Raw genomic sequence first — 26,036 nt, forward strand, 5'->3', positions numbered from 1 at the left:
AATACGATACTAAACCGTTTCAGACGGGCTATTTCGGCGTTGCCCCGGAGCGGTGCCGATTCAGGTAGGGCGTTGGCCCCGTGAAGCCCGATCTGAAACCCCAAACCACATCGGCATGACCTTTTGGGGGGATGAGCAGTTCGCCTTTTTCGAAACAATTTTATTTCTGGCGCTTGGGCAGGAGGTACAGGTCATCGAAACGCAGTTTCTGTCGGGGGGCGACATCAACACGGCCGCGCAGGTTTTCACGTCCGAAGGGGTCTTCTTTGTGAAGTGGAATGAGCTGAGCCAACACGTCGACGGTCGGCACGATCTGTTTGAAGCCGAAGCCCGCGGCCTCGAAATTCTCCGCCATACCGAGACGTTTCGGATTCCGGCCGTGGTGGGCTACGGCGAGCAACAGGGCAAAGCTTACCTGATACTCGAATACCTCGACACGGGTCACCCCGAACCGCCGTACTGGGATGAGCTGGGCCACTCGCTGGCGCTGATGCACAGCCATACGCAGGCTCGTTTTGGGCTGTCGTTCGACAATTATATCGGTAGCCTGCCGCAGGCCAATACGCCTACCTCCAACGGATTCGAGTTTTTTTTCGATCAGCGATTGCTCCCGCAGGCTGGCATGGCGTTGTATCGGGGTGTGCTGGACAAGACATTGTATGATAAGCTGTTGCGGCTCCGCGATCGGCTCCCCGACCTGCTGCCCAACGAACGCCCGGCCCTGCTGCACGGCGATTTGTGGTCGGGCAATGTACTGGTTACCGAGGCCGGTTCGCCCGCCCTCATCGATCCGGCCGTGTATTATGGTTTCCGCGAAGCCGAACTGGCCTTCACGCGTTTGTTTGGCGGGTTCGAAAGCCGGTTCTATGACGCCTACCACGAGGCTTTTCCGCTATGCGACGGTTTCGACGAGCGGGTGCCGATTTACAACCTCTACCCGCTGCTGGTACACCTGAATTTGTTTGGGTCGGGTTACCTGAGCGGTATCGAGCGGGTGTTGCGTAATCTGGCGTGAAGATTGCCGAAGCGGGTTGGGGGGGGATGGCAACACGGAATTAACCCATCTTTTGACATCTTTGCGCCTAAACAAACTAAGCACCAATGACTTCTTTCAGGAATCAGGTAGCCCTCGTCACCGGGGCCGGCTCAGGAATTGGGCGGGCTACGGCCATAGCCTTTGCGCAGGCCGGGGCCCGCGTTGTGGTATCCGACATCAACGACGAAGGTGGGCAGGCCACTGTTGAGCAGATCACGCAGGCCGGGGGCGAGGCCGTTTATATCCATTGCGATGTAGCCCAGCCCGCCGATGTGCAAGCCCTTGTTGACCAAACGGTGGTTCGGTACGGGCGGCTGGATATAGGTGTCAACAACGCTGGTATCGGTGGGCGCTTCGCCAAATTACTCGACCAAACCCCCGCCGACTTCGATCAGATGATGGCTGTCAATGTAGGGAGTGTGTTTTACGGGATGCAGGCGCAGATTCGGCAGATGCTTACCCAACCCGAAGGCGGCCGCATTGTCAACGTAGCCAGTATTGCCGGGGTGCGCGGCATGCCCATGGGAGCGCCTTACAGTGCCTCCAAACATGCCGTTGTTGGGCTCACGAAGACGGCCGCGCTCGAGTACGCCCGGCAGAATATTCGGGTCAATGCCATTTGCCCGGTCTATACCCACTCAGCCATGGTGCAGTCGCTGATCGACATAGCGCCGGGTATGGAAGACCGGATGCGCCGGGTGATTCCGATGGGGCGGTTTGGGGAGCCGACCGACATTGCTCAGGCTATTTTGTGGCTCTGCGCCGACGAAAACGCCTTTTGTACCGGTCAGGCTCTACAGATGGATGGCGGCATGACCGCTGGCTAATTTGACTGTGGGGTAACAAAAATCAGTTACGGGCCTGATAAAGATCAGGGTTTGCTCAAAAGCCGGGGGGTAATTTCGTACGGAGGATATTATGCGCTGCGCAAAACGCGGTGGCGTCAGACGGAACCATTCATGCATCCCGGTAATAGCGAGACACAACCCATACGGGTGCCGGCCAAATCGACCGTGTTGTTGATTTTTATGCCGACCGACCGCACCGACTGGCAGCGTTCGCACCTGACCGACTGGGCCGAAGCGATCAAACAGCGATCGGCAGGGGGGCTGCGGGTGCTGAAAGTAGAGCAGGCCAGTCACCCCGAGGTGGTGCAGAGTTTTGATATTCGGCAGTTTCCGACCCTGGTGCTGGTGCAACAGGGCACCGAACGATGGCGGCAGGAGGGACCGCCCAACGAACTAACGATGGCCTTGCTCGACGGGCAACTTACCCAACTGGGGTAACCCGGTCGGGCAAGGCCACGATTTTACTGTTCTTCGCCTTCGAGCGGAGCAAAATCCTTGAATACCCGCTTGATGGCCCGGTCGGTGGCTTCTTTCTTGTTCTGCCAGCCCGCATCGAGCTCAAGCGCCACCAGGCCGCTGATGTTCATCGACGCCCGGAAATCGTCGAGACGCTTGACAAACTCACCCGTCCGGCGCGACGATTTGAGCGCAAACTCCCGCGCAAACACATCGCCCTTGTTCTGAATCTCGCTTTTCTTGCCCAGCACGTAGTTGTACCGGTCGAGCAAGTCTTTCATCGACTTACCCACCACTTCGGTAGCTTCGAGCGTGCCCATGGTGAGCACGGCCGTACCACCCACGGCCGACACTAAACGTCCGTTTTTCTGGGCGTTGGGGCTCGTACTCGCGCCCGTGATGGCCGGGGTCACACCGGTTACGGCACCCAGTGAGGCATTGGCGACCGAGCGGTTACGCTTGCCTTTTTTGGCCTTGCGGTAGCTGTGCTTCAGCTCTTCTTCTTTCTCGGCCATTTGCTCAATCAGATTCCAGGCCGTTACCATCTGCTGCCGGTATTGGGCGTACAGGTACCGGTCTTTGGCTTCCTCATTGATCGCATTGACCACGGTAAACGTAATCCGGCGCTCATCGCGATTCTGCGCCTTGTCGAGCACGTAAAACGTCAGGGTAGTTTGCAGCGTATCGTACGGGTCTTTTACAAAATCGTAACCGGGTTTCCAGATAAACTCGTACTGATTGGGCGTATTCCGTACCAGCGCACTTTTCGGAATCGACTGGTTGTCGCTCAGAAAATCGAACGTGGCAATGTCTTCGTCACCGTTGGGGTCTGACAGGTAAAACTTGAGGTTGACCGACGCATTTTCGCGGAGTCGGTAGCGGGCTTCGCCCGGCACCACCTGAATATCAGGCGGCAGGTCCATGAGGGTAGGTTCCACTTTTAGCCGGCCCTTGGTGCGGCTCTTGGCGGGCTGATCTTCCACCCAGAATTCGATGTACAGCGGTTTTTCTTTCAGGCGGTTAAACTGATTCTGCGAGAGAGTCCAGCTCCATTCGCCCTGCGCTGTCAGCTTGGCTCCTTCGGGCATCTGATCGGCAATCGGGATAAACACAAGCGGGTCGCCGTCTTCGTCGCGCACCTGCTCGCTGTCGAGCTTGTACACGTTCTGGGTACGGTAGCGCACGTAGAACGGGCGGAGTTCGTTAATTACCGGCGGCCGGTTCACGTGCTGTACTTTCAGTTCGACGGTTTGCGTAGCCGACTCACCCGCCCGGTTGCGAACCTCAAACAACAGTGGTACGGTGCGGGTGGTCTGAATCCGGTCGGCGAGGTCGAAATCGGGTTTCCACGCGAAGCGCCCCGTTGAGTCGAACTGCATACCATCCAGCCGACCCTGCGCGAGCGAATAGTACAGGCTGTCGCTTTTGCCACCGGTGGCTTTCAGCGTAAACCGCAGGGTACTGCCTTCGGCCACCTCGTTCCAGTTGCCCGACGTGGGCAGCACCAGTTGCAGCGGTTTGCTGTCTTGCCCAACCACCCGGATTGCCAGTAATAAACTAATCGAAAGAAAGAAGAAACGTCCAGCGGATAGAATCATGTCCATTAGTGTATAATGACGAACGCCCGATGTACGTAGACCGATTGACCTGATCTGTGTACACCCGACATGGGTCATTACATGCCCAAAACTTTAACGCAAAAGTAAGGCTAAGATTTTGCGATGCGGCTACGGCAGGGCTTAAATACTATTTTTCGTAGGTAAGTAGGGATAAGTTCGGGTATTTATTGAATTATTTGGATACGGTATTGATGGGCTTTATCGAGAGAAGTGAGCTTTCGACAGGCTAGTTGTAAAACAAACCGGCCCCCAAACACATCTGATGTATTTGGGGGCCGGTTGTATCGGAAAGCGTAATACTTACTTCGTACCGTAACGCTTGCGGAACTTGTCCACGCGGCCGGTCGTGTCGAGCAGTACGTTCTTGCCGGTGTAGAATGGGTGCGACTGCGAGCTAACTTCGATCTTCACGAGCGGGTAAGTCGCGCCTTCGAACTCGATGCTGTCTTTGGTTTGAACCGTTGAGCGGGTAATAAATTTGTAATCGCTCGACAGGTCGTGGAATACCACATCGCGGTATTCTGGGTGAATGCCCTTTTTCATGCTGTTATGCCAGTTTTTCGTGCTGCTTCTCGGTTTCCGACCGAAAAGGAGTGCAAAATTAGAGAGTTTTGGCTTGATCGCCAAGCTTTTGAAACTATAATTCTAAAACATAGCCATACGCTAAACATGAGCGAGTTACGATTGGCTTTTTTAGGGTTTGTCCACTATTTTTCCACTACCGAACGACCTCGCAGCCTCTTCGCTCGGCACCACCTTCCTCTCGATCTCATAGCACTGGTATCTTTTTTAGGCCAAATAGGCGATAGGGTTTTGTAACTGACTAATAGTTAGCGCTTACCCTTTTGTTCGTGGGCAAAGAAGACTTTGACTTTTCAAAGGACTTCTTGTCTGGCCCAAGCTGCCACCCTGCTTTTGCGTACCTTTAACATTCCGTTAACAAACGGCCCGGAGCAGAAGACTCTCAAATATTCATACAGATAACCCGAACAAAATACCACGCTCATGTTTGTAATTAAACGCGATGGCCGGCGCGAGTCGGTGAAGTTCGACAAGATTACCGCCCGCATTGAAAAGCTGTGCTACGGCCTCGATGCCGCGTATGTACAGCCGGTCGAAGTCGCCATGAAAGTTGTCAATGGATTGTACGATGGCGTAAAAACCACCGAACTCGACAACCTCGCTGCCGAAACGGCGGCTTCGATGACCACCCGGCACCCCGATTACGCCATTCTTGCCGCCCGGATCGCCATTTCGAACCTGCACAAGGAAACCAACAAGTCGTTTTCGGGTACCATCAAAAAACTGTACCAGTATGTAGATCCGAAGACCGGCGAAAACGCGGCTCTGATCTCGAAAGAGGTGTACGACGTGGTGCGGAAACACGCGGCTTTTCTCGACTCGACAATCATCTACGACCGGGATTATGGCTATGATTATTTCGGCTACAAGACGCTCGAAAAATCGTACCTGCTCAAGCTGGATGGTCGCATCGCCGAGCGCCCGCAGCATATGCTTATGCGCGTAGCCGTTGGTATTCACATGGACGATATTGAAGCGGCCGTTGAGACCTACAACCTGCTGTCGGAAAAGTGGTTTACCCACGCTACCCCGACTCTGTTCAACGCGGGAACGCCCAAGCCGCAAATGTCGAGCTGTTTCCTGCTGACGATGAAAGACGACAGCATCGAGGGTATCTACGACACCCTGAAGCAGACCGCCAAAATCTCGCAGTCGGCCGGGGGTATTGGTCTGAGCATCCATAACGTGCGGGCTACGGGTACCTATATTAAAGGCACCAACGGAACCTCCAACGGTATTGTGCCGATGTTGCGCGTATTCAACGACACGGCCCGCTACGTGGATCAGGGTGGTGGTAAGCGCAAAGGTTCGTTTGCGGTGTATCTGGAGCCCTGGCATGCCGACATCTTCGATTTCCTGCAACTGAAGAAAAACAACGGAAAAGAAGAAGTCCGCGCCCGCGATTTGTTCTACGCCCTCTGGACGCCCGATCTGTTTATGAAACGGGTCGAAGATGACGACGTTTGGTCGCTGTTTTGCCCGCACGAGTGCCCCGGCCTGAGCGATTGCTACGGCGAGGAGTTTGAAGAACTGTACACCCGGTACGAGCGCGAAGGTCGGGCCCGCAAAACCATCAAGGCGCAGGACCTGTGGTTCGAGATTCTGCAATCGCAGACCGAGACCGGCACGCCCTACATGCTGTTTAAGGATTCGGCCAACCGGAAATCGAACCAGAAAAACCTGGGCACGATCAAGTCGTCGAACCTGTGTACCGAGATTATGGAGTACACCTCGCCCGACGAAGTGGCGGTGTGTAACCTGGCCTCAATAGCCCTGCCCAAGTTTATCAACCGGGGCGAAGACGGGATTCTGCGCTTCGATCACCAGAAACTGTATGAGGTGACGAAAGTAGTAACCCGCAACCTCAACAAGATTATCGACCTCAACTACTACCCCGTAGAGGAGGCCCGCCGGTCGAACATGCGGCACCGCCCCATCGGGTTGGGTGTGCAGGGCCTGGCCGATGCGTTCATTATGTTGCGGATGCCGTTTGAGTCGGACGAAGCCCGCCGACTGAACGAAGATATTTTCGAAACTATCTACTTCGGGTCGATGACGGCCTCGATGGAGCTGGCGAAAGTAGACGGCCCCTACGAAACCTGGAAAGGCTCTCCTATTTCGGAAGGTCAGTTCCAGTTCGATATGTGGGGCACATCGCCCAAGTCGGGCCGTTGGGATTGGGAGTCGCTGCGGAAAGATGTGGTAGAGCACGGGGTGCGTAACTCGCTCCTGCTGGCTCCTATGCCAACTGCCTCAACGAGTCAGATTCTGGGTAACAACGAGTGCTTCGAACCCTACACGAGCAACATCTACACCCGGCGCGTACTGTCGGGCGAGTTTATCGTGGTCAACAAGCACCTGCTCCGCGACCTCGTGAAGCTGGGCCTGTGGAACGAGACCATGAAAAACAACCTCGTGTTGGCCAACGGCTCGGTTCAGCAGATTCCGGGTATCCCGCAGAATATCAAAGACCTGTACAAAACGGTTTGGGAGATCAAGCAGAAGCATATCATCGATATGGCTGCCGACCGGGGCGCGTACATCTGTCAGTCGCAGTCACTGAACATTCACATTCAGGACCCCAACTTTGGCAAGCTGACGTCGATGCACTTCTACGCCTGGAAAGCCGGTCTGAAAACGGGTATGTATTACCTCCGTACCAAGGCCGCTACCGATGCCGTGAAGTTCACGGTGGTACAGCCGCAGGCCGAGGTGCAGATTGAGCCCGCCATGGCCGAAACCGCCCCCGTTGAGAAGCCGCTCGACTACGTTGGCTATGCCAAAGAGCAGGCTGCGGCTCAACCGGTACCGGTGGTGTCGGACACGGATATGGCCTATGCAGCCATGCAGTGCTCGCTCGACGATCCCGAAGGTTGCGAAATGTGCGGCTCATAAACCATCACCTGCGGGCGTATAGCCCGGTGAGGTAACACACTCCCGGTTGTGCACAGGGCACGACCGGGAGTTTTTGTTGATAGACAAAATTGGACAGCCGGCCCCGTGTCCACGGCGGCCGATTTTTGGCAACTACCTGTTGACGAAATATTGTGCAGACCGGTTTAATACTCAATTTAAATTACTTGCCGGGACCACTTACCGGGCTCATACAACGCCATTTACCGCTTTCATTTAAAAACCATTAATTGACTGGACTAAGCTTCGGGAATTCTCTGGAATTATCTATACTTTTGCACTTTCTTACGAAAACCGAACGTACTTAAAGCGCCTTTGTAAAACGCCTGAAATGGGACTTTTTAATTTTCTAACCAGCGACATTGCGATTGACCTGGGCACGGCGAATACCTTGATTATTCACAAGGATCGGATTGTGGTGGATGAGCCTTCAATTATCGCAATGGATAAGGCCAGTGGTAAAGTGCTTGCAATTGGTCATAAGGCCATGCAGATGCACGAAAAGACCAACGAAAACATCAAGACCATCCGGCCGCTGAAAGATGGTGTAATTGCCGACTTTACAGCCGCCGAATTGATGATTCGGGGATTGATCAAGATGATCGACACCGGGAGCAAGCTCTTTTCGCCCTCACACCGGATGGTTATCTGCATTCCCTCGGGTATTACAGAGGTAGAGAAGCGGGCCGTGAAGGACTCCGCCGAACACGCCGGTGCGAAAGAGGTGTACATGGTGCATGAGCCCATTGCGGCCGCTATTGGTATCGGTATCGATATTACGCAGCCCAACGGTACCATGATTGTGGATATCGGCGGGGGAACCACCGAAATCGCCGTGATTGCCCTCTCGGGTATTGTCTGCGAACAGTCGATCCGGATTGCGGGCGACGTGTTTACCCGTGATATTGTCGATTACATGCGCCGGGAGCACAACCTGCTCATCGGTGAGCGGTCGGCCGAGCAAATCAAGATGGAAGTGGGGTCGGCCCTGCCCGAACTCGATAACCCACCGTCGGATTACGAAATCCGGGGTCGTGACCTGATGACGGGTATCCCGAAAGAAATTAAGGTTACCTACAGCGAAATTGCCTACGCGCTCGACAAGTCTATTTCGAAGATTGAAGAAGCGGTGATGAAAGCCCTGGAGGTGTCGCCCCCGGAGCTGTCGGCTGATATTTACACCAACGGTATTCACCTGACGGGTGGCGGAGCCTTGCTGCATGGCCTCGACAAGCGTTTGGCGGCCAAAACCAAACTGCCGATCCACGTAGCCGACGACCCGCTCAAGGCCGTGGTGAAAGGAACAGGCGAGGTGATCAAAAACCTTGACCTCTACAAGTCGGTACTGATTTCATAGTGATGAACGATGAGTGATGAATTTGCTGACGCATGATTACTCATCGTTCATCACTCATCATTAGAAAAATAGGTTTGGGCAACGGCTCAAACCTATTTTTGCATACATAGCAAAGCCAAACCGGACCGACTACCCGCCCGAACCATATGGAGCAGTTAGGATATTTTATTCTCCGTAGCCGAAATTTCATCTTGTTTGTGTTGCTCGAAGTCTTGTGCTTCTACTTCATCATCAACACGAATAATTACTGGAGTGCGAGCTTTTTCAATACCTCCAACGCGTATGCCGCCCGTATGTTGGCGTGGTCCAACGCGGCCCGCGAGTACACCGAACTGCACCGCGTAAACGCTGACCTTGCCCTCGAAAACGAACAGTTGCACGCCCAGCTGACGCGCCTGCAACAAGGGGCCCCGGCTGCCCCGGCCGCCTACAAGGCCGATTCGATCTTTGCCAATCGGTTTACCTACACGGTGGCTAAGGTGATCAACAACACCACGCAGTTTGCCAACAACTACATTACCATCGACAAAGGCACCGACGATGGTATCCGGCCGGGTATGGGCGTTATTTCGCCGACTGGTGTTGTGGGCAAGGTGAAACTCTGCAACCGCCATTTTTCGGTGGTGACGTCGATTCTGCACTCCGAATTCCTCGTGTCGTCGAAGCTCGTGAAGGCCGACGAAATTGGGTCAGCTAAATGGGATGGGGTAGACCCGCACCGCATGAAGCTGCTGGATATTTCGCGGTACAAGCCCGTGAACAAAGGCGACTCGGTTGTATCGTCGGAGTTCAACTCCACATTCCCGCCGGGTATTTTGGTCGGCCGGGTACGGTCGGTGGGAGTACAACCCAATCAGACCTTCCATGATATTACGCTTGATCTGGCTACCAACTTTAGCAACCTGTCGTTTGTGTACGTCGTAGAAAACCGACTTCAAAACGAGCAGGAGCAGTTGGAAAAGCAAGTTGAAAATGAAAAATAAGTAACAATGAACAGTGAACAATGAGCAACGAACAGATATTAAGTATCATTTGCTGTTCACTGTTCGTTGTTAATTGCCCACTGAAATGACCATTCGCGAGATCCTGAATTATACGTTTCTGTTTGTGCTGTACGTGGTGCTACAGATTCTGATTGTGCGCAACCTCGTTCTGTTCGACTATGCGTTTTGTTTTGTCTACATTGCCGCCATCGTGCTGTTGCCCTACGAGCTGAGCATGACCGCATGTCTGCTCATTGCGTTCGGTACCGGTATCATCATCGACACGTTTTACAATACGCTCGGTATGCACGCGGCTGCCACTGTGTTGATGGCCTACTTTCGGCCGTTGGTGACGCGGGTGCAGATTGATCAGCCGGGGCAGGAGTTTCGATTGGGGCTCAGTTTGGGAGAGTTAGGCACGGGCACGTTTTTCCGGTATGTACTCACCATGGCCCTTATCCACCACGCAGCTCTGTTTTTCATCGAAGCCAGTAGCCTGACGCTCATCATCCCGACACTTATCCGCACGGCTGCCAGCGCCGTACTCACGTCGGTTAGTATTGTGTTGATTCAGTTCTTTACCCGAAACTAAAATGTCAACGGTCGGGCGGTGTCCGACGTCAATAAACTCCATGCGCAATCCCTTTTTTTACGTGCTGCTTCTGGTGCTGGTCGTGCTGGATGCCTGGCTCCTGGCCAACCCCAACCTCATTGGCCGGGTAGGCGTGTTTTTGTTTGAATACGATTACATCAGCACGTTTCCACGGGCGTTGGGTACGGTAGCTGGTGTGACGGCCGTTGCCCTGTTGCTGGGCGGGGCAGCCCGTCGGTTTTTCAAGCGGCCTATCGCCATTATCCTTCTGGCCATGCTGACCATTGCCGGGCTGATCTGGCTGGTGCAGAGCGTGGGGCAGTTTACCACCGGTGTGTATAAGCTGACAGGTGCGGGTTTCAAGGCCGGCGCTATGTTGCTGCCGGGGCTGGTTGTGCTTGTATTCGGGAAAACGTTTTACGACGCTCTCACCCAAAACCGCGGAATTCGTTGAAATCCTATTTGATACTGGCGTTGTCGCTGCTGATTGGGGTAGCGAAGGCACAGTCGGTCGTACTCCGGCCCGATCGGGTATTTGATGGGGAAGTAATGCGCGAGGGTTGGGCCGTACGGGTCAACAATGACCGGATTGAAGCCGTAGGCCCTGCGGCCGAAATCCGGGCCGAGGGTGCCCAGCTGATCGACCTGCGCGGCACGACGCTCATGCCCGGCCTGATTGAAGGGCATTCGCATCTGTTGCTGCACCCGTACAACGAAACACCCTGGGACGATCAGGTACTGCGCGAAGCCCGCAGCGAACGCGTTGCCCGGGCCACCGTACACGCCCGAAAAACCCTGTTGGCTGGCTTCACGACGGTTCGGGATCTGGGTACCGAAGGGGCCGACTACGACGACGTGGGGCTCAAACAGGCTATCGACAAAGGTATTATTCCGGGGCCGCGCATGGTGGTAGCCACGCGGGCACTGATTGCCACGGGCAGTTACGGTCCCAAAAGTTTTAGCCCCGATATTGAGGTGCCGCAGGGGGCCGAAGAGGCCAACGGGCACGATCAGTTAATACAGGCTGTTCGGCGGCAGATTGGCAAAGGGGCCGACGTGGTGAAAGTCTATGCCGACTACCGCTGGGGACTGATGGCCGACGCCCGCCCTACGTTCACTCTCGACGAGCTGAAGCTGATGGTCGAAGTAGCCGCGAGCAGTGGCCGGGCGGTGGTGGCACATGCCGGTACGGCCGAAGGCATGCGCCGGGCTATTCTGGCCGGTTGCCGCACGCTGGAACATGGCGATGCCGGTACACCCGAAATTTTTGCCCTGATGAAAGAACGCGGAGTGGCGCTATGCCCCACCCTGGCCGCTGGCGATGCCGTGAGTCAGTACCGGGGCTGGCGAAAAGGGCAGGAGCCCGAGCCGGAGCGGATCCGGAACAAACGCACCACGTTTCGGCAGGCGCTCGATGCCGGCGTTACCATTTGCTTTGGGGGCGATGTGGGGGTGTTTGCCCATGGCGATAACGCCCGCGAGCTGGAGATGATGGTCGAGTACGGCATGGCACCCCTTGCGGTACTCCGTTCAGCTACGTCGGTCAATGCGGATGTGTTTGGCCTTACCGACCGGGGCCGTGTGAAAGCCGGGTTGCTGGCCGATCTGGTGGCGGTGACTGGTAACCCCGTGCAGGAAATGGGGGCTGTTCGGCGGGTAAAGCTGGTAATGAAGGGTGGTAAGCTCGTAACTACGCCATAAGCCGTAAACTTAGCCTCCGGTTTTTGTGTTTCTTCAGAATAGAGTAGACCTAAAACGGAGATTTTACGGATACAAAAAGCCTTCGGGTTTGTTTTTGCCTTAATTTCGCCGGTCGAGCTGTGGGATGACCTACAGAGGTCTGCTCTCGCATTGATCAGTGCATTAATCCGTTAAACCTGAATAGCTTACCGAACCGAATTTTATGGCAAACGTCGCTGAATTACACGTTGATGGCCAATCGTATCAGTTTCCCACTCTGGAGGGGAGCGAGCACGAAAAAGCAATCGACATCTCTAACCTCCGTGACCAAACGGGGTTCATCACGTTAGATAAAGGGTATAAAAATACAGGAGCCACGCAAAGTGGAATCACGTTCCTGGATGGAGAAGAAGGAATTCTCCGGTACCGGGGGTATGCCATCGAAGAATTAGCGGAGAAGGCAAGTTTCCTCGAAGTAGCGTACCTGCTTATCTACGGTGAACTCCCAACCCAGGAACAATTATCGAAGTTTGAAGCGTCGATTCGTCGCCATACGATGGTGAACGAAGATATGCGCAAGATTTTTGAAGGCTTCCCGGTCAACGCGCACCCCATGGGCGTGCTGTCGTCGCTGGTGAGTGCCATGAGTGCTTTTTACCCCGATTCGTACAACGACAAGCTGCCCGATCAGACCGATCTGCACATTGTCCGGTTACTGGCCAAGCTGCCAACCATTGCCACCTGGTCGTATAAAAAGTCGCAGGGGCACCCGGTCAACTACCCCAAAAATTCGCTGGATTACTGCTCAAACTTCCTGCACATGATGTTTGCGCTGCCGGTTGAAGAGTACACTGTAGACCCGGTAGTGGCTGAAGCCCTGAACGTGCTGCTGATTCTGCACGCTGACCACGAACAAAACTGCTCAACCTCAACGGTTCGTCTGGTGGGTTCGTCGCGGGCTAACCTGTATTCGTCTATTTCGGCGGGTATCAACGCCCTTTGGGGACCGCTGCACGGTGGTGCCAACCAGGAAGTAATCGAGATGCTCGAAGACATCCGCAATGATGGTGGTGACGTAGCCAAGTACATCGAGATGGCTAAGAATGCCAAGCAAACGGGCTTCCGTCTCTTCGGTTTCGGACACCGGGTGTACAAAAACTTCGACCCACGGGCCAAAATCATCAAAAAAGCGGCCGACGACGTGCTGAACAAGCTGGGCGTGAATGATCCGGTTCTTGAGATTGCCAAAGGCCTTGAAGAAGCCGCTCTGAACGATGAATACTTCATTCAGCGTAAACTGTACCCGAACGTTGACTTCTATTCGGGTATCATTTACCGCGCGCTGGGTATCCCGACCAATATGTTTACGGTTATGTTTGCTATTGGCCGTTTGCCGGGCTGGATTGCTCAGTGGAAAGAAATGCGGGAAACCAAAGACCCCATTGGTCGGCCACGTCAGGTGTACACCGGCTCGCCCCTGCGGTCGTTTGTACCCATCAGCGAGCGCTAAGAATTACCAGTTATGGATAAGAAAAAACCCCGGCACTTTGGCCGGGGTTTTTTGCTGGTTAACAACAAGCCTGTATCACCCCTGATTCGGCCTGTTGTCAGGTAAATTGTATGTCATAGAAAGTCGGTAAGTTGCACAAAAGCCTCCAGTGCTGTTTATGCAGATTGACTAGTCGATTGTCTATTTAGGTTTTACATAACAGCCCCAGTTTTGGGCTGGTTTTAGGAATACGTGAAAGTATATACGGATAGTTTAAGGGTATGGATTTCGTGCTGAGAGAAAAAACGTAAATATTTTTTTCTTCTGCCGGGCAGAGCAGGTTTTGAGGCTTATTCAGGCATTAGCTACCGTTTATCGAAAAAAATGTGCTCTGGGGTAAGGATAAACGTCTCAATACGAATAGCGACAATCAATCACGTATGCCATTCTCTACGCCTGCTGTGGCTCTCCTTTGCGTGTTCATACTATCGGGCTGTCTGACTAAAATCGCGAAGCCTGGTCCACCGTCGGCGTATTCGGCGCAGTACTGGGGAAGCGTGTCGGGAACGCGTAATGGGCGAGTTCTGCAAAATCCGCGCATTTGGGCCACCAGCCGAACCCCCTGCAACGCCCATGCTTTCGATGTGTTCATCACTGAGTTCAACGATGAGGGCGAAGAATTACTGACGTTTACCCTGGCCAATATTCCAAAACGGGTCTGCACGCTTAGCCGGTTTAAGACAGACTACGCCAACTTGTTCTGTGCGACCGATACAATCGGCTCAACGCTGACCGCCAAAATGCCGATTGGCTTCAGCAGCACGTATAAACCGGGGCGTTGGGGAAATGGGCTTACCATTGTCGCGTACGATTCGCTCAAGGGGGAAATAAAGGGGCGTTTTGGGTTGTTTCTGGTGATTGACAGCCGGCAGTCGACCCACTCGCCCGACAGTATTCGAATTGACCAGGGCGAGTTTGTTACGAAGCTGCGAGGGCCGGACGGAACGTACCGCTAACGGGTGCCCGGTTGGGCAAACAAAAAGGCCGGAAACAAACGTTTCCGGCCTTTTTGCCTATACAATGTGCGTTCGGCTTACTCGTCGCCTTCGCCGTCGTCTTCAGCGCCACCAATCGGATCGAGAAGGGCGTTTTCGTCTTCGTTGATTTTGGCCCGGATCTTCGCTTCGATTTCACCCATCAGTTCAGGGTTATCGAGCAGCAGTTCCTTCACGGCGTCACGGCCCTGTGCCAGGCGGTTGCCATCGTACGAGAACCAAGAACCTGATTTCTTCACGATTTCCATCTCTACAGCTAGGTCGAGAACTTCGCCTACTTTCGAGATACCCTGACCGTACATGATGTCAAACTCAACCACTTTGAAAGGCGCAGCGAGTTTGTTTTTCACCACCTTAACTTTAGCCCGGTTACCCACAACATTGTCGGCACCTTCTTTGATCTGACCGATCCGGCGAATATCCAAACGGACTGATGCGTAGAATTTAAGGGCATTACCACCGGTTGTGGTTTCTGGGTTACCAAACATCACCCCGATTTTCTCCCGCAACTGGTTGATAAAGATGCAGCAGCACCCTGTTTTGTTGATCACACCCGTCAGTTTCCGCAGGGCTTGCGACATTAAACGGGCCTGAAGACCCATCTTGCTCTCGCCCATTTCACCTTCGATTTCGGCCTTGGGAACGAGGGCCGCCACGGAGTCAATCACGAGAATATCGATGGCACCTGAACTGATGAGGTGCTCGGCAATTTCGAGGGCTTGCTCGCCATTGTCGGGCTGAGCAATCAGGAGGTTTTTAGTGTCGATACCCAGCTTCTCGGCATACACACGGTCGAAAGCGTGTTCGGCATCGATAAAGGCAGCGAGGCCACCATTTTTCTGCGCTTCGGCGATGCAGTGCATCGTCAGCGTGGTTTTACCTGATGATTCAGGGCCGTAAATTTCAACGACACGCCCGCGTGGCATACCGCCAATTCCGAGCGCCAGATCAAGACCCAGCGAACCTGTCGAGATAACCGGAACATCCACAACCTTGCTTTCGCTCAGCCGCATTACCGTTCCTTTGCCAAAGGCTTTGTCAAGCTTCTCGATGGTTGTTTGCAGTGCTTTCAGCTTGCTGTCTGTCGCACTGGCTGTGGCTTGCGCCATGTCTGTTTTAGCCATTTGTTGTATTTGATTAAGCTTATAAAATTACGTTTTTTTATTCGGTTTACCAAATGATTTCCGAAGATATTTGCAGCGGGTCAGATACCCCTGAAAAGCCCGTTTCTAGCCTGTTTAGGACGGTTATTGCCCTATTTTGATACACAGATGCACCCATTAAAAAGTAATAAAATGATTCAAATAGACACGGCTCGTACCGAGGCCGATCTGATGGGCATTTTGGCGCTTCAGACCCAGAATTTATCGCGCAATCTGCCATCTGAAGTACAACAGGCGCAAGGCTTTGTCACGCTCCAGTACACCCTCAGCCAGATGCAGCAGATGCACAAGTTGGGCCCCAGCGTAATCGCCAAAGACGGCGACCGGGTAGTGGGGTACGCCATCACGGCGATGCCCGGAGCACTGGCCTTCGTGCCCGAATTGGAAAGCTTGTTTGCACTGCTCGATACAGTGCCTTACGAGGGACAGATGCTGAATATGTACCCCTACTATGTGGTTGGCCAGGTTTGTGTTGACAAAGACTACCGGGGGCAGGGGATCTTCGATCGCTTGTACCAGAAACATCGGGCTGTTTACAGCGACCGGTTTCGGTTGTTTATCACTGATATATCGGCCCGCAATACACGGTCGCTACGCGCACATGAGCGGGTTGGGTTTCGGGCCGTACACTCGTTCCATGAGCCAGCCGCTGCGGAAGAGTGGGTCGTAGTTGTGTGGGACTGGAACAATGAACAACGAACAATTAACAGTGAACAGTGAACAATGAACAGTGAACAGTGAGTTGGCGCTGGAATACGGTTGACGTGTCAGCCCATTATTCATTACTCATTACTCATTACTCATTACTCATTATCCTACTTCTTACTCACAAACCGGTTGCCCTTGATGTAGTACCGGTAGGGTAGGTCGGCGCCGTGGGTGATGCCGATGCGGGTCGTCGTAACCATGTCGAAGGTATCCAGTACGGGTGGGGTAATGCCCACCGGACCTGTTACGAGCGAACTGAAATTGTGCTCCGATCGGCTGATACCCAGAGCGATAACGAGCTTGCTCGGACCATTGCAGAGATTCCGGAAACCTTCGGGAGTGGTGCCGTCGATGGTGTTGTTACGGTAGCGGGCAAACCCTGTTTTGAAGGCTTCATTGCGTCGGTACGTCATCAGGTCGACCCCGTCGGTGGGTTCGAGGGCGCGGATCAGGACGGCCTCACCCACACCGGCCGGGCCCGTCACGACATTGATGCAGTGGTAGTGGTTGTAAATCTGGTACACGTACAACGTACCGGCCGGGCCAAACATGGCGGCATTGCGCTTCGTTTCGCGCCGGTACGCGTGGCAGGCCGGGTCGCCGGTGATGTACCCTTCGGTTTCAACGATAATACCAGCTGTGCGCCCTTCGGGGGTTATGTGCACCAGTTCGCAACCCAGCAGCCGCTGCGCCAGCGTGAGGGTGTCGTGATCCTGATAGAACGAAAGTGGGAGTGTTGTGAGCGACATAAAAACAATCGGGGTCTTGCTACCTATAACAGCTGGCAAGACCCCGATTGTTTTTACCCCAGATAACTACCAATACTCATCATATCGGCAAATACACCGGAGGCTATGACTTTATTTTATAAGTTCAGCAACAGACGCAAATTTTGCCGAACAGTAGCTAATTCTCGTTCGGTTAGTTCGCCCAACTTGCCCTGAACTAAATGCTGATCAATCGTGGCGAGTTTACTCAACCGGAGTAAGGAGGGCTTTTTAAGGCCATTTATGGAGCTTGGCTGCAACAAAACGTCCGTCGGCTGCTGCCAGTGAAGTTGCGTGGAAATAAAGGCCAGCGTCACATCTTGAGCCGTGTCCATCAACGCCGGGGCCGGGCGGATTTTGCTGCCTGACAAATCCGTGAACGGAAACGGAATCAATATCAAGTCGCCTTGTTTCACCGGTACCGCTCTTTCAGATCGTTCAAGGTATATATATCTTCTTCGTCTTTCAAAAAGGCGAAAGCGTCCGACGTTTCGACCAACTGTTCGATACCTTTCTGAAGCGCCGTCTCCTCATGCTTTTTAAGCATGAAGGAGGCAAAGTCGATCACCTCGCTGATTCGTTCGTCAGGAAGCTGATCGATCGTTTGTAAAGCCTGATCCAGCAGTTGTTGACGATTCATGGCCCGATAGGTTGTTTATGTAAAAAGACAAATTACCCCAGATAACTACCAATACTCACCATATCGGCAAACACACCGGAGGCTGTGACTTCGGCACCGGCACCGGGGCCTTTAATTACCAGTGGCCGGTCTTTGTACCGCTCCGTGATAAACGAGATGATGTTGTCGGCACCGGAGAGGGTATAAAACGGATGGTCGGCCCCGACAGAGCGCAGCTCGATGGTTACTTTGCCGTTTTCGAACGTAGCCACGTACCGCAGCTTTTCGTCCTTAGCTTCGGCCTCGGTGAGCAGGCTCTCAAAATACGCGTTGTTGGCGTCGAGTTGCTCAAAGAAAGCGTCGATAGTCGGGGCGTCGAGGCAAGGTTGCGGCAACAGGTTCGTGATGGTAACGTCGGTTGGCTCCAGGGCAAAACCAGCCTCGCGTGCCAGAATCAGAATTTTGCGGCCTACATCCTGCCCGCTCAGGTCTTCGCGCGGGTCGGGTTCGGTATAGCCTTTCTCTTTGGCCTCGCGCACCACATCCACAAACTTCTTCCCCGATTGAAAGGTGTTGAAAATGTACGACAGCGTACCCGACAGGATAGCCTCAATCTTGATGAACCGGTCGCCGGCAGTCATCAGGCCCTGAATGGTATTGATGATGGGCAAACCCGCCCCAACGTTCGTTTCGTACAGGAACTTGACACCCCGGTTCAGGGCCGTGCGCTGCAACCGGCGGTACTCGGCATACGAGCCGGAGTTGGCTACCTTGTTCGGCGTTACAACCGACACGTTGGCGTCGAGTAGGGAGTCGTAAAACTGCACAATGTCTTTGTCCGACGTACAGTCGATAAAAACCGAATTGGGGAGGTTGTACGACTTGATTTTCTCGACAAAGGCGGGCAGCGAGGTAGTTACGCCCTCGGTCAGTTGCCGCTCGCGCCAATCGTCGAGATCGATGCCCTTGGGATCGAGCAGCATCTTTTTGGTGTTCGAAATGCCCACCACGCAAACCTTGAGCATCTTCTCATTGCGCAGGTACTCGAACTGACTCCGAATCTGACTCAGCAACGTTCGGCCGATGAGGCCAGTACCCACCAGAAACACGTTCAGAATCCGGGCTTCGGATTGGAAAAAGACGTTGTGCAGGGCGTTAAGCGCCTTGGAGAGGTTGTTTTTGGTGATTACAATCGAAATGTTGATCTCCGACGACCCCTGCGCAACGGCCACAATATTGACCCCGTTTTTGCCGAGTACCGAAAACAGTTTACCCGCAATACCCGACGATTTGCGCATCCCCTCGCCCACCGTGGCAATAATCGACAGGTCGCGCTCGATGGTGATGTTGTCGACGTGCCCGCTGGCGATGTCGGCGGCAAATTCTTCGTCCAGAATCGTCTTCACCCGGTCGGCTGCACGCGGGTCGATGGCGAAGCAGATTGAGTGCTCCGAGGAGGCCTGCGAAATGAGAATCACGCTGATGCGGTGCTCGGCCAGCACGCCAAACAGCTTGGCCGATACCCCCGCCACCCCAATCATCCCCGAACCCTGCACGTTGACCAGGGCTACGTCGTCGATGCTCGAAATACCCGTGATCGTGTACTGCCGGCGGTCGGCGTTGCGGCTTACCACCGTGCCCGGATGCGCCGGGTTGAACGTGTTCAGCACCCGAATCGGAATGTTGCGCGCAAAAGCAGGTTGCAGGCTGGGCGGATAAATCACCTTGGCACCGAAGTGGCTCAACTCCATGGCCTCGGCGTAGGTGATGGTAGGTATGTTGAACGCGTTGGACACCTTACGGGGGTCGGCGGTCATCATGCCGTCCACATCGGTCCAGATTTCGATCAGGTCGGCATCGAGCGCGGCTCCGATAATGCTGGCTGTGTAGTCGGAACCTCCGCGCCCAAGGGTGGTGGTTTCGCCTTTTTCGGTGGAGCCGATGAAGCCCGTAATCAGCTCGATGCTGTTGGAGTTGGCGAAATATTCGCGGATGAGCTGGTTGGTGAGCGGGTAGTTTACCTCGGCCTGTCCAAACTGAGCATCGGTTTTGATCAGGTTGCGGGCGTCGCAGAACCGGGCCGACAACCCCCGCGACCGGATGCACTCCGACATAACCAACGTGGATAAACGTTCGCCGAAGCTCGTGATGAGGTCGTGCGTACGCGCCGACAGCTCCCGGATGAGTGAAACGCCCCGCAGCAGGTCTTCCAGCTCGTTAATTACCCCCCGGATATTGGCAAATACCTTGCTCTGTTCTTTGACCGGGATAAATGCCTTGACGACATTGAAATGCCGGTCTTCGATCCGGCGGACCAGATCGAGGTAGTCCAGACTGCCGTTGGCGGCCATGCGGCCAATTTCGATCAGTTGATTTGTGACGCCCCCCATGGCCGAGAATACCACGGCAATGTTGCGGCCTTCGGTCGACTCGGTACCGCGCGACGCATCGTCAATGATCTGGATAACCTGCTTTATGCTCTCAACGGAGCCTACGGACGTGCCGCCAAACTTTAAGACATTCATGAACGGTAATGAATAATGTCCAATGCGTAATGAATAATGGTAAACCTTGGTACAGAAACTGGGCCAAATCCCCATTATTCATTGTACATTTTCCGATTATTCATTCAGCCAGAGGCTGCAAAGATAGCCATTTGGTAGCAACCGAGTACCGTTGATGCTCGATTTGCCCAGCCGGATTGGGGTTATAAAACGACCTGCCGGGCGGTTACGGTATCGCCCCAGAAGATGGTAGCCTGCCGGCTAAAATCGGCCGCCGAGTCGGTAGTCAGGAAGGTGCGCTCACCCGACCGACTGCACCGGGCGGCCAGGTCGGGGTGGCGGTTGAGGTAGTCGGCTAAACTGCGCGCAACAATCTCGCCCTGACTCAGAATGGTGACGTGGTTGGGTGTGTATTGCCTGATCTTGGGGAGTAACAATGGATAATGCGTACAGGCCAGCAAGAGGGTGTCAATGTTGGGCGATTGTGCCAGTAGCCGGTCAATGTGCTGTTGCACGAAATAATCGGCACCGGGTTTATCAAATTCGTCGTTCTCAACCAGAGGCACCCACATCGGGCAGGCTTCCTGGAATACACCCATGCCGGGGAAAAACTTTTCAATCTCGACCACGTACGACTCCGACAATACTGTGCCGCGCGTAGCCAGAATCCCGACCTGACCCGTTTGGGAATAGCGCCCAATCACCTCTGTCGTGGGCCGAATCACGCCCAGTACCCGCCGAGAAGGGCCGTTGGGGCCGGGGGCCAGGGTGGGCAGGTCGAGTTGCTGGATATTGCGCAGGGCTTTGGCCGAGGCCGTATTGCAGGCCAATACGACCAGTTGACAACCCTGCTCAAACAAATGCCGGACACACTGTAGCGTGTACTGATAGACCGTTTCGAAGGAGCGGGTGCCGTAGGGCGTGCGGGCATTGTCACCCAGATACACGTAGTCGTATTGCGGCAGGGCGTTGACAATCTCGCGCATGATGGTCAGGCCACCGTACCCCGAATCAAAAATGCCGATGGGCTGTGTCATGGCGCAAAGGTATAGCTTGTCGGTCAGAGCCACCAAGATAGGACTAACTGGCGCTGGTCCAGTTGCTTTGGGAGCGTGGGAGTTTGATGGCAAAAACTACCTTTGCTGTATGAAACTCCTTCGCCGTTTTGTGTTTGTCCTGTTGGCCGTGGTTGGCCTGCTCGCCCTGTTTATCGCGGCCAATCTGATTCCGGTCGACGAGACCCCGTACGCCCAAACCGATTTTTACCGCCAAACGATAGACCGCCTGGCGAGTTTGCCCATGCCCGCACCGGCTAAGCAGGGGTTGCGGGCGGGTTGGGCCAAAGTAAACATGACGCCTAATTTCACAACGCCCACGGGTGGCTATGGCGTTCGGCGGGGTAAGCATTGGAGCACCGTTCACGATTCGATTTATGCCCGAGCCACCGTGGTCGATAATGGCAGCGTGCGCGTAGCTCTGGTGGCTCTCGATTTGCTCATTGTGCCGCCTACCGTGGTTGAGGCTCTCAAACGCCGGTTGCCTGAGGTAGGTTTTACGTGGGAGCAGGTGTATATGGGCGCTATTCACTCGCACAACAGCCTGGGCGGGTGGGCGCCGGGCCTTGTCGGGACGCTTATTGCAGGTTCGTACGAGGAGCGAATAGTGACGCTCATAACCGAATCGGTGCTGAATGCCATTCGGGCCGCCAACCGCGATCTGCAACCGGTTTCGGTAGCCTATACCGAAACAGCCGCGCCCGAAATGGTGTATAATCGACTGCATAACGAAGGGCCCGAAGACGACCGGGTGCGCGTGCTGCAACTGCGGCAGCCGGGGGGCAAAACGGCCACCATTGCCAGCTTTGCGGCCCACTCCACCATTATCAACTCCGATGTGCCGCAGTGGCTCAGCCGCGATTGGCCGGGTGTCCTGGTCGATAATCTGGAAAAACAGACGGGCAACTTCGCTATGTACATGGCCGGAGCGGTAGGCAGCATGGGGCCTACCGAAAAAGGCGAAACCGAAGATGCCCAGCTTCATTTTATTGCCGACAGTCTGACGACCAAAATCAGTACGGCTCTGGCTCAGGCACCCGCCCGGCCCGATTCGGCGCTGGCACTGCTCACCCTCCCGCTGACCCTGCGCGATGCCCACGTGCGCGTGTCGGATGGCTGGCGGCTACGTCCGTGGCTTTTTCTGAAACTCTACGGCGACTATCCGGCCGAAATGAAGGCGCTGCGCATCGGGCCAACCGTTTTGTTGGGAATGCCCGCCGATTTTTCGGGCGAACTGGCCATGCAACTCGGTAAGACCGTAGCGGGCCGGGGCCTGAACCTGATGGTGACCAGTTTCAACGGGGGGTACATTGGTTACGTGACCCCCGATGCTTACTATCACGAAACCCGGTACGAAACCCGCGATATGAACTGGTTTGGCCCACAAATGGGCGCTTACTTTACTGAACTGGGTGGCCGAATGGTGCAAAAAGTAGCCCAGCCGTAAGGCGGTAAACCACTTTTTCAAACGATTTATGGGGAAATGCGTTTGGATTTTGTTCATTTGTGCTCACGGCTACCGCCAATACGTCTGACGCTCAGCCTGCACACGTTACCTGAACCCTGACCTATCGTCAGAACGCCACATAGGTGACGACCAAGAAACTGTCTCATACCTTTAAACCATTTGTCTATGCGTGCTTTGCTTTATTTTTTAGTGTTTATACTGGTTGTATTTGGCATCCTGTACATTCTCACGGGCTGGAGTTACAGTGATGGCGAACGAGCCGGTACGGTCTCGAAATTCAGTCGGCGGGGTTATGTCTTCAAAACCTACGAGGGCGTGCTCAATGTGGGCGGCTTTTCGGGCGAAACAGGTTCCCTGACCCCGCAGTACTTCGATTTTTCGGTGAAAGACGAAGCCGTTGGGGCTAAAATCACCGAAGCCGTGAAAACCGGTCAGCGCGTAACCCTGCACTACGAAGAGAAAATTCTGCGGCTTCCGTGGAACGGCGATACCAAATATTACATCACGGCGGTTGAGTTTATCGGGCCTCCGGTACGTCCGTACAACGATGGTTCGGCGGTGCCAGGGTATCAGCAGCCGCAGCAGTACCCGACCCAGCCCGCCCAGCCCCAATCGCAACCCGCCGAACAACCCATTGATTCGGTGTTGCGGTAAAGCTGAACGTTCTGGTTTCGATCTGGTCCGCGCGCGGTCAGCGTGTATATGTAAAAATCCCCGGTGTTGCATGATGGTGCAGCACCGGGGATTTTTTGTGCAATGAAGGTAGGCGTTAAACCTAAACGCGCGCGGCCCTCAGTCGAAAACCCACTTTTCACAATCGGCCAGAAACGCCGGGTCAACGGTAGCCCCAATGCCGGGAGCGTCGGGGAGTTCGATACGGTAGGGATGGTAGCTGAGACCACCCTGAATCGGATCGTAGGCATGTTCAAAACAGCCGTCGAGGTCGCAGAAGGCCACATTGGGTCGTGCCGACGCAACATGCGCGTTGGCCGTAAGCCCCAGCCGCGACTCCGACATGCAACCGATCATGCAGCGGGTGTAGGCCGCTTCGGCAACGGCATTGATCTTGAGGGCTTCCCAGATACCCCCGCTTTTTGAGAGTTTGATGTTGAAATAATCGACGGCTTCTTCGCGGGCCAGCCGGAGGGCATCGGCCGCATCGAATAGGCTTTCGTCGGCCATGATCGGTACGGGTGAGATACTCCGCAAGTGCCGGAGTCCGGCCAGATCGGGCCGGCGTAGGGGCTGTTCGCAATACTGCACATTCAGGTTACCAATGGCGCGGAGCACGGCTACGGCGGTCGGTACGTCCCAGCCCTGATTGGCGTCGGTGCGGATGGGCACGGCATCGCCAATGGCCTGCCGCACGGCCCGCACCCGGGCAATATCGGTGGGGGCGTCGGTACCTAATTTCAGTTTGATAGCCTCGGGGCCTTTAGCCAGCATGGCCCGGGCGATGTCGGCCATGCGTTCGGGGGTATCGAGGTAAATGGTTTCGTCGGTGACGAGGGGGCGTTTGCTACCACCCAGATAGGCGTACAGGGGCAGGTTGGCGGCCTGAGCGGCTACGTCGTACAGGGCCATGTCGAAAGCCGAGCGCGTGGTGGGGTGGTTGGGCAGGTAACGTGCCAGCGTATCTACGCATCCGCCCACATCGGTAGCCTCGCGGCCCAGCAGCAGCCGGGCCATATCGGGGGCAGCCGCCAGTCCGGACGCCTGCGTTTCGCCCGCAATCATCCAGAACGGCGAGCCTTCGCCCCAGCCCGTGAGCCCGGTGTCGGTATCGATTTGCACCAGCAGGTTGCGCGCATGTTCGATAGTCCCCAGTGAGATGGCAATGGGCGCTTTGAGCGGAATATCAAAGCGGTAGACGGATATAGCGGTGATTTTCATGCGGAAAAAAGAATGGAACCCGGCAGCCGGGTTCCATCTCATTTATAGTGGTAGCGGCCTGGCACTGTGCCAAACCGTTTGAATCAGAATAATGTCTTCTGATATAATCTCGTAGATAATGCGATAATTCCCTTCAATCAATTCCCGGACTGTTGGCTTACCTATTTCGGGTACCATGCGGCCCATCTCGGGAAAAGATATCAGGCTTTGTGTCCGACTGAATAGCTTATCAGTCAGCAATGTTGCATATCGCTCTGATTCTGCTGAGATAAACTCATAAATGGCATGAAGGTCATTGTAGGCCTGCTCCGTCCAGATTACTTGCCCCATTGGTTCATTCGTTCTCTAACCTGGTCGGCTGTGAGCGTTTGACCAGTCTGATACTGTCTGCGACCGTTCTCTACTTTTTCAATGATTAATAGTCGCTCGATTAATTCATCAATAGAGAACTGTTCGGGTAAATCGGGGATAGCTTCCTGCAAGGCTCTCTTTGTCATGTCGCTTACGTTTTAACTAAAGATACCATAAAAACACTATTTCGACAAGTTTTGCTCGATCAGTTCGTTCAAAACGGCGGCCGTTTGCAAGCCAATCATCCGCTGTTTGGGCTGGTTCTTTTTCATGAGTAACAACGTCGGGATTTCGTCGACCTGATACGCCTGAAGCAGATGTTTGTTGGCGTCGGCATTGACTTTGACCACCTGAAGCCGGGCTCCGTAGGTTTTTTCCAGCTGATCGATGGTCGGCATCATCTTCACACAGGGCGCACACCAGGGGGCGTAAAAGTCGAGCAACACCAGGTCGTTGCTTTTCAGAATGGCGGCCAGCTGCTCATTGCTGATGCTGTTGGCTTTACTGTCGGCCATTACGCCTTCCACGGGTTTCATTTTGGTGGTCCATTTCAGGTAGCCGCCTTCCAGTTCGTAAACGTTCGCAAAACCCTGCTCGCGCATGAGCTTGGCGGCATCGGACGAGCGCCCGCCCGACAGGCAATACACAAATACCGGCTTCGATTTGTCGAGTTGAGCGAGCGTTTGGGCAAATGCCGGGTTGCGGTAGTCGAGGTTTTTGGCCCCCACCAGGTGCCCCCCACCAAATTCGCCGGGGGTACGCACGTCGACCAGCTGCCCCGCCGGGGTTTGTTTCAACTGTTGCTCAAAGGCGTCGGGGGCCAGCGTTTGCGCCTGTGTAGTCAGGGTAGCTACCAGAAGCAGGAGAAGAGCGATTGTGTTTTTCATGTCGTTTTAGG

At 54.5% G+C, this 26,036-nt stretch carries 26 protein-coding genes; 14 read left to right on the plus strand and 12 right to left on the minus strand.

The annotated features are described in order from the left end of the window. The first annotated feature begins 115 nt into the window (after window positions 1–115). The 3 genes from RUDLU_RS0116180 (at window position 116) to RUDLU_RS27590 (ending at window position 2,322) form a co-directional block, all read left to right on the plus strand. A complete protein-coding gene (locus RUDLU_RS0116180; protein ID WP_019989453.1) occupies window positions 116–1,015 on the plus strand; it encodes a fructosamine kinase family protein in 900 nt (299 codons plus the stop codon). Between the two features lie 86 nt (window positions 1,016–1,101). Then, complete coding sequence (locus RUDLU_RS0116185) at window positions 1,102–1,863, plus strand: SDR family NAD(P)-dependent oxidoreductase (RefSeq protein ID WP_019989454.1); 762 nt, start codon at window positions 1,102–1,104, stop codon at window positions 1,861–1,863. A 132-nt stretch (window positions 1,864–1,995) separates the two neighbouring features. Beyond that, the gene (locus RUDLU_RS27590; protein ID WP_044130438.1) at window positions 1,996–2,322 is read left to right on the plus strand and encodes a thioredoxin domain-containing protein; all 327 of its coding nucleotides are present in this window, start codon (window positions 1,996–1,998) and stop codon (window positions 2,320–2,322) included. Between the two features lie 23 nt (window positions 2,323–2,345). Here RUDLU_RS27590 and RUDLU_RS0116195 read toward each other — a convergent pair whose 3' ends face one another. Together RUDLU_RS0116195 and RUDLU_RS0116200 are read right to left on the minus strand one after the other, a co-directional pair. Next, complete coding sequence (locus RUDLU_RS0116195) at window positions 2,346–3,938, minus strand: hypothetical protein (protein ID WP_027303126.1); 1,593 nt, start codon at window positions 3,936–3,938, stop codon at window positions 2,346–2,348. A 321-nt stretch (window positions 3,939–4,259) separates the two neighbouring features. Further along, on the minus strand, window positions 4,260–4,502 hold the full coding sequence (locus tag RUDLU_RS0116200) for a type B 50S ribosomal protein L31 (RefSeq protein ID WP_019989457.1): 243 nt from the start codon (window positions 4,500–4,502) through the stop codon (window positions 4,260–4,262). 462 nt (window positions 4,503–4,964) lie between these two features. Between RUDLU_RS0116200 and RUDLU_RS0116205 the strand changes: the two genes are divergently transcribed. The 8 genes from RUDLU_RS0116205 (at window position 4,965) to RUDLU_RS0116240 (ending at window position 14,571) form a co-directional block, all read left to right on the plus strand. Next, window positions 4,965–7,436, plus strand: a complete 2,472-nt coding sequence (locus RUDLU_RS0116205) for a ribonucleoside-diphosphate reductase subunit alpha (protein ID WP_019989458.1) — start codon at window positions 4,965–4,967, stop codon at window positions 7,434–7,436. 349 nt (window positions 7,437–7,785) lie between these two features. Further along, window positions 7,786–8,811: a rod shape-determining protein gene (locus RUDLU_RS0116210; protein WP_019989459.1), complete on the plus strand. Its 1,026-nt coding sequence runs from the start codon at window positions 7,786–7,788 to the stop codon at window positions 8,809–8,811. Window positions 8,812–8,957: 146 nt separating this feature from the next. After that, entirely contained in the window at window positions 8,958–9,794 is an 837-nt protein-coding gene (gene mreC / locus RUDLU_RS0116215) for a rod shape-determining protein MreC (protein WP_019989460.1), read from the plus strand. 85 nt (window positions 9,795–9,879) lie between these two features. Next, the gene (locus RUDLU_RS0116220) at window positions 9,880–10,386 is read left to right on the plus strand and encodes a hypothetical protein (RefSeq protein WP_019989461.1); all 507 of its coding nucleotides are present in this window, start codon (window positions 9,880–9,882) and stop codon (window positions 10,384–10,386) included. Between the two features lie 40 nt (window positions 10,387–10,426). Next, on the plus strand, window positions 10,427–10,840 hold the full coding sequence (locus RUDLU_RS27595; RefSeq protein ID WP_019989462.1) for a hypothetical protein: 414 nt from the start codon (window positions 10,427–10,429) through the stop codon (window positions 10,838–10,840). Then, a complete protein-coding gene (locus RUDLU_RS0116230) occupies window positions 10,837–12,087 on the plus strand; it encodes a metal-dependent hydrolase family protein (protein WP_019989463.1) in 1,251 nt (416 codons plus the stop codon). The genes RUDLU_RS27595 and RUDLU_RS0116230 overlap by 4 nt, the downstream gene beginning before the upstream one ends. A gap of 202 nt (window positions 12,088–12,289) precedes the next feature. After that, window positions 12,290–13,576, plus strand: coding sequence for a citrate synthase (locus RUDLU_RS0116235; protein WP_019989464.1), 1,287 nt, complete (start codon window positions 12,290–12,292; stop codon window positions 13,574–13,576). A gap of 419 nt (window positions 13,577–13,995) precedes the next feature. Further along, window positions 13,996–14,571: a hypothetical protein gene (locus tag RUDLU_RS0116240; protein ID WP_019989465.1), complete on the plus strand. Its 576-nt coding sequence runs from the start codon at window positions 13,996–13,998 to the stop codon at window positions 14,569–14,571. A 77-nt stretch (window positions 14,572–14,648) separates the two neighbouring features. Here the strand turns inward: RUDLU_RS0116240 and recA are convergent, their stop codons facing one another. Beyond that, window positions 14,649–15,734, minus strand: a complete 1,086-nt coding sequence (gene recA, locus RUDLU_RS0116245) for a recombinase RecA (protein ID WP_019989466.1) — start codon at window positions 15,732–15,734, stop codon at window positions 14,649–14,651. 171 nt (window positions 15,735–15,905) lie between these two features. Here recA and RUDLU_RS0116250 point away from each other — a divergent pair, with 171 nt between their 5' ends. Beyond that, on the plus strand, window positions 15,906–16,493 hold the full coding sequence (locus RUDLU_RS0116250) for a GNAT family N-acetyltransferase (RefSeq protein ID WP_019989467.1): 588 nt from the start codon (window positions 15,906–15,908) through the stop codon (window positions 16,491–16,493). Window positions 16,494–16,588: 95 nt separating this feature from the next. Here the strand turns inward: RUDLU_RS0116250 and RUDLU_RS0116255 are convergent, their stop codons facing one another. The 5 genes from RUDLU_RS0116255 to murI form a co-directional block, all read right to left on the minus strand. Next, window positions 16,589–17,230 (minus strand): DNA-3-methyladenine glycosylase, encoded by a 642-nt coding sequence (locus RUDLU_RS0116255; protein ID WP_044130442.1) that lies wholly within the window; start codon window positions 17,228–17,230, stop codon window positions 16,589–16,591. A gap of 116 nt (window positions 17,231–17,346) precedes the next feature. Then, window positions 17,347–17,664: a type II toxin-antitoxin system PemK/MazF family toxin gene (locus RUDLU_RS0116260; protein WP_027303128.1), complete on the minus strand. Its 318-nt coding sequence runs from the start codon at window positions 17,662–17,664 to the stop codon at window positions 17,347–17,349. Continuing rightward, a complete protein-coding gene (locus RUDLU_RS0116265) occupies window positions 17,661–17,888 on the minus strand; it encodes a hypothetical protein (RefSeq protein WP_019989470.1) in 228 nt (75 codons plus the stop codon). Before RUDLU_RS0116265 ends, RUDLU_RS0116260 begins: the two co-directional genes overlap by 4 nt. A 32-nt stretch (window positions 17,889–17,920) precedes the next feature. Further along, on the minus strand, window positions 17,921–20,392 hold the full coding sequence (thrA, locus tag RUDLU_RS0116270) for a bifunctional aspartate kinase/homoserine dehydrogenase I (RefSeq protein WP_019989471.1): 2,472 nt from the start codon (window positions 20,390–20,392) through the stop codon (window positions 17,921–17,923). Window positions 20,393–20,574: 182 nt separating this feature from the next. Continuing rightward, window positions 20,575–21,408, minus strand: a complete 834-nt coding sequence (gene murI / locus RUDLU_RS0116275; protein WP_027303129.1) for a glutamate racemase — start codon at window positions 21,406–21,408, stop codon at window positions 20,575–20,577. A gap of 109 nt (window positions 21,409–21,517) precedes the next feature. On the opposite strand from murI, the gene RUDLU_RS0116280 reads away from it, so the two are divergent. Together RUDLU_RS0116280 and RUDLU_RS0116285 are read left to right on the plus strand one after the other, a co-directional pair. After that, a complete protein-coding gene (locus tag RUDLU_RS0116280; protein ID WP_019989473.1) occupies window positions 21,518–22,873 on the plus strand; it encodes a neutral/alkaline non-lysosomal ceramidase N-terminal domain-containing protein in 1,356 nt (451 codons plus the stop codon). A gap of 186 nt (window positions 22,874–23,059) precedes the next feature. Beyond that, entirely contained in the window at window positions 23,060–23,548 is a 489-nt protein-coding gene (locus RUDLU_RS0116285; protein WP_019989474.1) for a hypothetical protein, read from the plus strand. A 138-nt stretch (window positions 23,549–23,686) separates the two neighbouring features. Here RUDLU_RS0116285 and RUDLU_RS0116290 read toward each other — a convergent pair whose 3' ends face one another. Genes RUDLU_RS0116290 through RUDLU_RS0116305 form a run of 4 tightly spaced genes read right to left on the minus strand, consistent with a single transcriptional unit; the run spans window position 23,687 to window position 26,025 of the window. Continuing rightward, window positions 23,687–24,787 (minus strand): mandelate racemase/muconate lactonizing enzyme family protein, encoded by a 1,101-nt coding sequence (locus RUDLU_RS0116290; RefSeq protein ID WP_027303130.1) that lies wholly within the window; start codon window positions 24,785–24,787, stop codon window positions 23,687–23,689. 42 nt (window positions 24,788–24,829) lie between these two features. Next, window positions 24,830–25,117 carry a type II toxin-antitoxin system RelE/ParE family toxin gene (locus tag RUDLU_RS30625; protein ID WP_019989476.1) on the minus strand — a complete coding sequence of 96 codons (288 nt, stop codon included), beginning with the start codon at window positions 25,115–25,117 and terminating at the stop codon, window positions 24,830–24,832. Next, window positions 25,105–25,284 (minus strand): hypothetical protein, encoded by a 180-nt coding sequence (locus tag RUDLU_RS0116300; RefSeq protein ID WP_019989477.1) that lies wholly within the window; start codon window positions 25,282–25,284, stop codon window positions 25,105–25,107. Before RUDLU_RS0116300 ends, RUDLU_RS30625 begins: the two co-directional genes overlap by 13 nt. Window positions 25,285–25,320: 36 nt before the next feature. Beyond that, window positions 25,321–26,025 carry a thioredoxin domain-containing protein gene (locus tag RUDLU_RS0116305; protein WP_019989478.1) on the minus strand — a complete coding sequence of 235 codons (705 nt, stop codon included), beginning with the start codon at window positions 26,023–26,025 and terminating at the stop codon, window positions 25,321–25,323. Window positions 26,026–26,036 lie beyond the last annotated feature (11 nt).

The sequence above is a fragment of the Rudanella lutea DSM 19387 genome (genome assembly GCF_000383955.1).
Classification (GTDB): domain Bacteria; phylum Bacteroidota; class Bacteroidia; order Cytophagales; family Spirosomataceae; genus Rudanella; species Rudanella lutea.